This is a genomic window from Microcoleus sp. w1-18aA5, assembly GCF_036701705.1.
Classification (GTDB): domain Bacteria; phylum Cyanobacteriota; class Cyanobacteriia; order Cyanobacteriales; family Microcoleaceae; genus Microcoleus.
Window position 1 is genome coordinate 47868 of record NZ_JAUPTE010000041.1, and the last position, 10051, is coordinate 57918.

Sequence of the window (10051 nt, forward strand, 5' to 3'; positions counted from 1 at the left end):
CTGAAAAAAATTATTGCTAATCCTATTTTAGCTAATAACTCCCCTCTTTCGGGTGCGCGTTCCCCCACCGCTGTGGTGGGGGATTATGGCGCGCCCTACCCGATAGAGGGCGAGTCAACCAATTTTAGATTTTAGATTTTAGATTTTAGATTGATCCCGTCCTCAGCCTGCGAAGGAATGAATCCGCGGGCTTTTTAGGAAAGATGCAAAGCTTTTTAAAGTCTCCGTCCTGAGTCTGCGAAAGAATGAATCCGGGGGCTTATGACCACATTACTTTCGGTCAGTCGATTGTAGATTTAAAACTTTTTCCATAGAATTAATGATGAGAGGCTTGGCGATCGCCCGCGTTCGACGGGCGTCCTCGAACACAAAAAACTCGCGCCCGCTTGCGAAAAGCCCGGTATGCCGAAAATTTTGGATTTGCCTAGAGAAATCAAACTAAACTAAATCTATCTAAAGACGTAAAAAAATACCTTAACCCCCCGCAGATGGAATACTTTAAGGTTAAAAAATTCCAAATTTCACCGTATTTAGCAGCTATTTCGGCATCAATAGCAATTTTGGTCGGAGTTGGCATTTTAGATCGATCGGAACAGCGGCGGTTTTTTCACTACAACCGCGCTACCACGCTCGATCGGCTCAGCACAGTCCGTTCTAAGCTGGAAGGATCTTTGAATTCCCGCCTGTTTTTGATGCGGGGTTTGGGGGCTTACCTTTCCAACAACCCAAACATCACCGAAGCCGAGTTTACAGCGACGGCGAGAATTCTGGTCGGACAGCAACCGGGCATTCGCGCGATAACTTTAGTTAAAGGCACAACGGTCGCTTACATTTACCCGCGGGAGGGAAATGAAGCGGTGATCGGGGTTGACTTGACGGCGCTACCCGAACAGCGGCAAATGGTCAAAGAGGTCATCCGAACCAGAAAAACTTTGCTTGCCGGGCCCGTGAAATTATTGGAGGGGGACGAGACTTTGATCAGCCGATCGCCGATTTTTCTCACACCCTCCGGCGCCGAGCCTGAAACAGGAGTTTACTGGGGCTTGACAGGTTTGATCATCGACAAAAATTCCCTGATTGAGGAAGCAGGACTCAACGACTCCTCAGCGAAGCTGCAATACGCTCTGCGGGGCAAAGACGGGACTGGAGCCTCCGGCCCAGTGTTTTTCGGTGACGAGTCAATTTTTCAACACCATCCCGTGCTGCTGGAAGTGACTTTGCCCAACGGTTCCTGGCAGTTGGCAGCAATTCCGGCAGGAGGATGGCTTGCGAATTCGCCGTTTCGGGGCTGGCTGCTTTTTGGAGGTGGCTTGCTGGCACTTTTGAGCGGGGCGGCGGTTTTTAACTGGGTGTACGGCCGTGCGAAACTGCGATCGAGCGAAGTTAAGTATCGGCAATTAGTTGAGAATGCTAACAGCATGATTGTGCAGTTAGACAGTGAAGGCAAGATTACTTTTTTTAACGAGTTTGCTGAAACTTTTTTCGGGTATTCAGAAGCAGAAATCATCGGCAAAAGTGCGATCGGCACAATTATACCGAAAACAGAGTTATTTGAAAGTGACCTCGCGACAAAGATTCGAGACTGTTTGGCACAGTCGCAAAAATACTTCCAAAACGAAAATGAAAACATCCGCAGCAATGGAGAAAGGGTGTGGATAGCGTGGACAAATAAACCTTTACTAGATGCGAAGGGAAATGTGGCAGGACTGCTTTGTATCGGGACGGATATTAGCGATCGCAAACAAGCTGAAATCGCTCTACAAGCTTCTGAATCGGAACTTCGAGCTTTGTTCGCTGCCATGAACGATGTAATTTTTGAACTCGATATTGAGGGACGGTTCCTGAAAGTTGCCCCGACCAATCCCCAATTATTATACCAGCCGACTGCAGAATTTGCAGGTCAAAAAATTAACGATTTATTCCCTCCAGAAAAGGGAGAATTTTTTCTGGAGCAAATTCGCAACGCCCTCGCTACAAATCAAACCTGTACTTTTGAATATCACCTGGAAATTGCCAGCGTACAAAAGTGGTTTGCCGGTACCATTTCACCACTGAAAGAAAAAACTGCTCTGTGGGTAGCCCGCGACATTACGGAGCGCAAGCAAGCTGAAAATTGGTTAACCGGTCAAAAACAAATTTTAGAAATGATTGCTAAGGGCGCTCCTCTTGGCGATACTTTAAATACCTTAGTTGAAATTATGGAGCTGCAATCTAGAGATATCATCGGTTCGATATTGCTTCTAGCTCCAGACGGCAAACATTTACTGCACGGAGCCGCGCCCAGTTTACCCGACAGTTACAATGCTGCTATTCATGGCAGACCCATCGGCCCGGAGGTAGGCTCCTGCGGCACTGCTGCGTTTACCCGCCAACAGGTGATCGTTACAGATATTGCCAGCGACCCTTTGTGGGAAAATTATCGAGATTTAGCCTTGAGTTTTGGACTGAGGGCTTGCTTGTCTACTCCTATTTTCTCATCTCAGGGTCAAGTTTTGGGAACTTTTGGAATGTATTATTCCCAACCGTGCCACCCCCCAATTGTTGATCTGCAATTGATAGAAGCCGCGATGAATTTAGCAGGAATTGCGATCGAACGCAACCAGGCAGAAGAAAGTCTGAAACAGCTCAATCAAGAACTAGAAAATAGAGTCAAAGATAGAACTGCTCAATTGATGCAAACTGAAGAACGCTGGCAGTTAGCACTCAAAGGCAACAATGACGGCATTTGGGACTGGAACTTGCAAACAGGGGAACTATTCCTGTCCGATAGATTTAAAGAAATAACTGGATACGAACACAGCGAAACTCTCGATTACTTTGACGAATTGAACAGGGGTACGCATCCCGACGATTTAGCCTTAGTAATGCAAGCTCTCCAAGACCATTTAAACAAGAAAACGCCGCATTACATCATCGAATACCGCTGCTGGTGCTACAACAGCGCCTACAAATGGATATTGAGTCGGGGACAAGCTTTGTGGGACGTATCTGGAAAAGCAGTCCGCATGGTTGGTTCAATTACTGACATTACGGAGCGCAAACAAGCAGAGGAAGCACTACGGGAAAGCGAGGCAAGATTCCAAAAGCTGTCGGGTAATGTGCCGGGAGTAATTTATCAATTTGTATTGCGTACAGATAGCTCTTTCAGTTTCCCTTACATGAGTCCGGCTTGCCGAGAAATGTTTGAGCGAGAAGCCGAAGCTGTTATGCAAAATGCGGCTTTGATTACAGATTTAATTCATTCCGATGACCGCCAAAATCATGACCAATCCGTTGCTATTTCAGCCCAAACTTTGCAACCTTGGCACTGGGAAGGACGATTCGTACTACCTTCCGGCAAAATTCGATGGTTTCAGATAATTTCGCGTCCTGAAGCTAAAGAAAACGGTGATATTATTTGGGACGCTATCGCGGTTGATGTTACGGATCGCAAACAAGCTGAGTTAGCTTTGCAAGAAAGTCAGCAGTTCATTCAAAAAGTAGCATCGGCTACTCCCGGTATTTTGTATCTCTACGACTTGGAAGAACAGCGAAATATCTACACTAATACTTCAATGATCGAGCTTTTGGGCTATACCAGCGACGACATTACAGCGATGGATTCGTCACTGATGCCTCAGTTAATACACCCGGAAGATTTGCCTAAAATCGTGAAACATCACGCCAGCTTTGCAGGAATGGAAGATGGCCAAACTAGAGAAATTGAGTACCGGGTGCAGGCAGTAGACGGTCAATTTTTGTGGCTGCAAAGTCGCGATACTATTTTTAGTAGGAATGGGGAGGGTCAGGCTAAGGTAATAATTGGAGTTTCCCAGGATATTACGACTCGCAAGCAAGCAGAGGAAGCACTGCGACAAAGCGAAGCGCGAGAAAGAGAAAAAGCTCGAGATTTAGAGTCGGCGCTCCTGGAATTGCGCTCTACTCAAACTCAGCTCATTCAAACTGAAAAAATGTCTTCTTTGGGGCAATTAGTTGCCGGGATTGCTCACGAAATTAATAATCCAGTTAACTTCATTTACGCTAATATTGATTATCTCAACCAGTATACAAAACAGTTGCTCGATCTGGTGAGTCTTTACGAACAGGAGTATCCCGAACCTAATTCACAAATTGTCGATCGCATTCAAGAGATTGATTTGGACTTCATGGCTGAGGATTTAAGAAAACTTGTGGGCTCGATGCAGGTAGGAACCGAGCGCATCCGGCAAATTGTTTTGTCCCTCCGAAATTTCTCGCGGCTGGACGAATCGGCAATGAAGCCGGTCGATATTCACGCGGGAATTGAAAGCACTTTGTTAATTTTGCAGCACCGCTTGAAGAGTCGGGAGAGTCGCCCGGAAATTGAAGTAGTTAAGGAGTTTGGAAAACTGCCACTGGTGGAGTGCTATGCGAGCCAACTGAATCAGGTGTTTATGAATATTATTGCTAATGGCATTGATGCTATTGAAGAACGATATCATCAGTTATCGGTTCCACAATCAGAGACAAAGAGTGGACGGATTGCTATTTCCACAGGTGTAACTCCCCAGAACACTGTTAGGGTAGAAATTTCGGACAACGGTACGGGAATTCCCGAGGGGATAGTCGATCGCATTTTTAACCCGTTTTTTACTACAAAAGCTGTGGGCAAAGGTACGGGTTTGGGAATGTCTATCGCGCACTCGATTGTGGTGGAAAAGCACCAGGGCAAGATTGACTGTATTTCGTCCATAGGATGGGGGACAACTTTTAAGATTGAGATTCCGATCCACAAAGTGGATAAATACTAGAGTGCGCCAGTCGATTTGAGATTTGAGATTTGAGATTTGAGATTTGAGATTTGAGAATTAACTCCACAGTGGTAGGGTTCGTCAGTCGATTTGAGATTTGAGATTGAGTCCACACTGCTAGTATGCGTCAGCAGTTATTGATTTTCAGGCGCGCCGCGATAAGCTGACGCACCCTACAAGTTAACGACTAAAATAGACTGAAGCTGCTAACGAAGCGGTGCTGCATCAAACCTTTAATTGTATAAAAATTGACATGATGGGATTAATCCTGGAAGCCCTGCAAGCAATGGGACACAATGTCCGCTGGATGTCTTGGAATTTGTTTTTGGGTTTAGTACCGCTGGGCCTGAGTTTTTGGCTGTTCCGCAAACCTCGATCGCGCTGGCTGCTGTGGGGTACGGGCATTCTCCTGGGCGCTACTTTTTTGCCCAGTATGCGCCATGTTTTAGGCTATCTGAAGCATATTGTGCAAGATGTGGGCAAAACTTACGTTTTGGGGGCGATCGTGATTACGCTGGCATTGATGGCTGTAGACATCTGGGTACTGCGGCAGCGCGGAGTTCGCTCTCTCCGGTGGTGGGGCGGCTTTTTCTGGTTTATCGCATTTTTGCCCAATGCGCCCTATGTTTTAACTGATATCATTCACCTGATCGAGCAGATTAAAGAGGGGAACTCGGTGTGGACTGTGACTCTAGCTTTGATCCCGCAGTATCTGGCGTTTATGCTGATCGGGTTTGGGGCTTACGTGCTGTCGGTGATGAATCTGGGTTACTATTTGAAGCAACAGGGTTGGAGTAAATTTATCCTGGGAACAGAGATAACTATACACGCACTTTCGGCGATCGGCATTTATTTAGGGCGATTTATCCGCTTCAACACTTGGGACATTCTTACTAACCCCGATGCGCTGGTTAACACAGTAATGAACGATTTGATAGGCAAGCGTCCGGTTTTAGTAATGGCTGTAACTTTTGTAGTGATTGCTGTTTTGTATTGGCTAATGAAACAAGTAATTTTAGGGATTAGCCAGCGATTTTACAGCAGCAAATTGCAGTCGGACTTTTCCGGCGAAAGCGCCACTCCTTCTGATCCCATCGATTTGAGATTTTAGATTTGAGATTAAACGATTGACTCCACAGATGAATCTAAGAGCTTGAACTAAGCTCCCAAAATTTTTCTCACCAGTTAACTAGGAAAACAAGTTTCCGTCTGTGGGTGAGACAATTTTTTTCGCTAAACTCCGAAATAAATTACTGCTGCAGTTTGTCACAAGACTTGATATGTTAGAACAGTCAAAGTAGTTTTGTAAACAGCAAAGATGAATCGATTTGACCGTCAGTTGTGGCAGAGATTTATTGCGATCGCTCAACCTTACTTTTATCCTTTAGAGCCTGGGGGAGGCAGGGTATTTTTGGGATTAGTGGCGCTGTTGTTGATATTTCTCTTCGCTGCGATGTTTGTGTTCGTCAGTGCTGTATGTTTGGGTACTCAAGTCTTATTTCCCGAGGCTTTTAATGGGGTTGCGGCTGGCTTAGCTACTTTGATCAAAGGAATTATCTACTCACCGACAATTGCGATCGTTGGTTTAATGCTAATCCTCCCGCTGGCTGCTTTTTTTTATTTCAAAAGCAAATTGATACCGCGCTGGAAACAGTGGATAATGTTAGCTCTGCTGCTATTCTTGTCACTGTCTGTTAGCGGAATTAACGTAGTCATTAGCTATATTAGTAATTTTTTTACGACCGCACTGTCTGAAAAAGATCATATTACTTTTTGGCGGTTTATGTGGGTTTATGCTGGAGTTTTTATTATCAGTACCCCGATAGTTGTTATTTACGGCTATACCCAAGATAAACTGGGATTGTACTGGCGAGAATGGATGACTGAGAGTTTCCTGGGTAGTTATTTTCAAAACCGCGCTTATTACGAAATTAACTCTCAGAAGGAAATCGACAATCCCGACCAGCGGATTGCTGAAGATATCAAATCTTTCACTAGCACAAGTTTAGAGTTTTTGCTGCTGATATTGGGAGCAGTTATCGATATTATTTCTTTTACAGGCATTCTGTGGTCTATTTCCAAAAGTCTTTCGATCGGACTAATTATTTATGCTGTCTTTGGCACGACAGTCATGGTATTTTTTGGCAAAAGGTTGATATTTTTGAACTTCAATCAGCTCTGCAAAGAGGCTGACTTTCGCTATGGATTGGTTCACATTCGGGACAATGCAGAATCAATTGCTTTTTACCGGGGAGAAGCACAGGAATCTGTTCAGGTGAAACACCGATTTTTAGAAGCAGTTCGGAACTTTAATTTCCTAATTGGTTGGCAGCGGAATCTGGGATATTTTAGAGTTGGCTATAGATATGCGACTTATATTATTCCCTCTTTATTCCTGGCTTCTATCTACTTTGCAGGTGAGATCAGATACGGCGATATTACTCAAGCTGAATTTGCTTTTCGTCAGGTTTCTGAGGCTTTTTCTTTCGTTGTATATAGCATTGAAAGCTTGAGTTTGTTTGCAGCCGGAATTAATCGTCTAGCCACGTTTAATGAGTCCTTAAGATGTGATAAAAGTCCTGTTCAACTCGACTTCAGAACAATCGATACAGTTATAAGTTCGCAATTGAAACTGGAACACGTTACTTTAGATACTCCGCACCATCAAAAGACTTTGATTAGGGATTTGTCGGTAGCCGTGCCGCCCGGTGAAGGACTGTTAATTGTCGGTCAAAGCGGTGCTGGGAAGAGTTCTTTGCTGCGGGCAATTGCGGGCTTGTGGGAATCGGGAACTGGCCGTTTGGCGCGGCCGGAATTGGAGAAAATGCTGTTTTTGCCACAGCGTCCTTATATGATTTTGGGTAGTTTGCGATCGCAACTTCTCTATCCCAACAGCAGGAGCGAGGTTGATGAGGAAAAATTGCGCCGCGTTTTGGCATCAGTAAATTTAGCAGATTTGCCGGACAGATTGGGCGGTTTTGATGCGGATTTAGATTGGGGTGAGATTTTGTCGCTGGGAGAACAGCAACGTTTAGGTTTTGCTAGATTGTTATTGACGGAACCGAAATACACTATTTTGGATGAGGCGACCAGTGCTTTGGATTTGAAGAACGAGCAACATTTATACGAGCAGTTGCAAGCCACTAAAACTACGTTTGTGAGTGTCGGTCACCGATTGAGTTTAGTGAAATATCACCAACAGGTTTTGGAACTTCTGGGCGATGGGAGTTGGCGGCTGCTTTCGGCGCAAGAATACCGCGCTAGTGCGACAAATTTTAGCTGATACAGCCCTGCTTTCAAGAATTGTGAATTTACCCGGTTGTTGGTTCGCGGTGGGTTGTGGTGCGGTTGGAGATTTATAGTTGGTTGCTATAAATTAAGCGTCGCGCCTCCACTCTACAATAGGTTTTAGGGGTAGGGAAATAGCAACAATTAATGCAGATTAACTCCCCCCTTTCTCAGAGAGCATTCCACTTTTGCAGTCAGTATAAATACTCAGACTATTGTCTGGCTAAGCTGATGGCATAATAGAAAGCAGATAAATTACCATAATCCAAGTTCGCATGACCCCAGAAGAACAGCAGAAGATCAAAATAAATCTCCAAGAAATAGCAGAGATCCTTTATAAGAATACCCCAGTAGACAATCTACAAAGCTTTGAATCCATAAGCTGTTGCACATTTAAACTGTGATACAAGCATTCCCCTTATTTTTAATTTTGCGACCCCATTTAATTATTAATTGCCCTTCATTTAAGAGGCGGTGCAATAAATACTCTAGCTCTTCAATAGATGTAAAAAGTCGATTGGTAATATATTCTTTTGCCGAATGCCATACTAATTCAATTAAGTTATAGTCGGGGCTGTATTCGGGGAGAAATTCTAAATGAAGGTTAGGCATTTCTGTTTCAATTATTTTCAGGTACTCTTGTTTCTTGTGAAAACTAGCATTATCAAGGATAATCACTATTTTGGTTCCTTTTTCCGCAAATTCTGAGGCTTGATTACCTGCTGATACCATTCATTAATTAGCTCTTCATGAAAGAGTTTTAGCACTTGATAAAAATTATATGAGTTGCCTTTTTTAAGGAACTCTACCCACCTTTTTTTATCCGAATTTATCACTCCTCCCATTACATTAACTCTGCCTTTTCTTCTGTCTCCTCGAACCTTGTTTCGGCTGCCTTTTTTACACCAGTTCTTTCTTCTGGTGACTCTTAAACTAAATCCACTCTCGTCCCAAAACCATACCTGTAATCGTTCTGGCGATTCTTTTTCTATTTTTAAATATTCGGCTATCTTTATTTTAAACGCTGTTCTTTTTTCAGTATTTCTCTTGGACTCTAGGCTATACTTAGCCCAGATGTAAACATACTTTTTTTTCTTTAAAATCCTCCGAACTTGTCCTCCACTTAATTTTATCCCTGTGGATTCCTCTAAGTATGTTGCTAATCTCTGCGCTGTCCATCGGCCAAAATCATATCCTAATTCTTGAGGGTCTTTTTCTTAGTCTCTAATAATATTTCTATATATTTATCTGTGGCTTTTTTGTGATTTCCCTTCATCCTCTCATCTATTAGACTTTCTAAATTGTCGGGATCTCCCTTTATACACCAATAAGATACTTTGTTTACTGAGCAGCCCAAAAAATCAGCAATTTTAGATTGTGTCTTGCCGTCATTGAGCAATAACAAAATTAGAATTCTTTCTCTAATATTTGCCTTTTCTTCCTCTCTTAAGGCTTTTTGTAGTTTCTCTATTTGTTGGGGATTGAGATGATTTTTAGCTGGCATTTTTGTATATTTTGATTAAACTCATTTTTTATTATACCCAATTTAAAGGCACAACAGCTTAATTGCTACTCTCTTGAGGGAGGTTCAAGAGGATAAACCCTCTACATATCAAGGTTTCCGTGGCGTTGTCACCCCGTCAATTCCCAGATTCAGTTTGGCACTGTTTGAGGACAGCAGGAGGAACCGCCGCAGTCAGCAAACATTTTCCCAGCCGTTGATTGAAGGTTCTCCGAGACGATCGACTCATTTGACATCTAAATTATCAGCGATCGTATGAAAACAGGATTATCAGCAACAACTCAGCTAAAACATCTGGCGCTAAACTGCTAGAGAACTGATATCGTGTCCGATCGATTAACCATAATATCCCCGTCGGGGCGGGTTTTTGAGATTGTCAATTGATAATGCCGTACTCAGGGCTATTTCATTCTAGTGTAAGGCCTGATAGAATAACAGATTAATCTCACTGAGGGTTCAGGTCAAAATGTCC

3 protein-coding genes and 1 pseudogene are annotated in these 10051 nt (G+C 43.6%); 3 read left to right on the forward strand and 1 reads right to left on the reverse strand.

The window, feature by feature from the left end; all coding sequences use genetic code 11:
* The first annotated feature begins 488 nt into the window (after window positions 1–488).
* From Q5691_RS16380 to Q5691_RS16390, 3 genes are all read left to right on the forward strand, one after another.
* Window positions 489–4769, forward strand: a complete 4281-nt coding sequence (locus tag Q5691_RS16380) for a PAS domain S-box protein (protein WP_333345644.1) — start codon at window positions 489–491, stop codon at window positions 4767–4769.
* A gap of 253 nt (window positions 4770–5022) precedes the next feature.
* Window positions 5023–5880, forward strand: a complete 858-nt coding sequence (locus Q5691_RS16385) for a DUF1361 domain-containing protein (RefSeq protein WP_333312238.1) — start codon at window positions 5023–5025, stop codon at window positions 5878–5880.
* A gap of 207 nt (window positions 5881–6087) precedes the next feature.
* Complete coding sequence (locus Q5691_RS16390; protein WP_333345647.1) at window positions 6088–8052, forward strand: ABC transporter ATP-binding protein/permease; 1965 nt, start codon at window positions 6088–6090, stop codon at window positions 8050–8052.
* Between the two features lie 398 nt (window positions 8053–8450).
* Here the strand turns inward: Q5691_RS16390 and Q5691_RS16395 are convergent.
* A pseudogene (locus Q5691_RS16395) lies at window positions 8451–9561 on the reverse strand (IS630 family transposase).
* Between the last annotated feature and the right edge of the window lie 490 nt (window positions 9562–10051).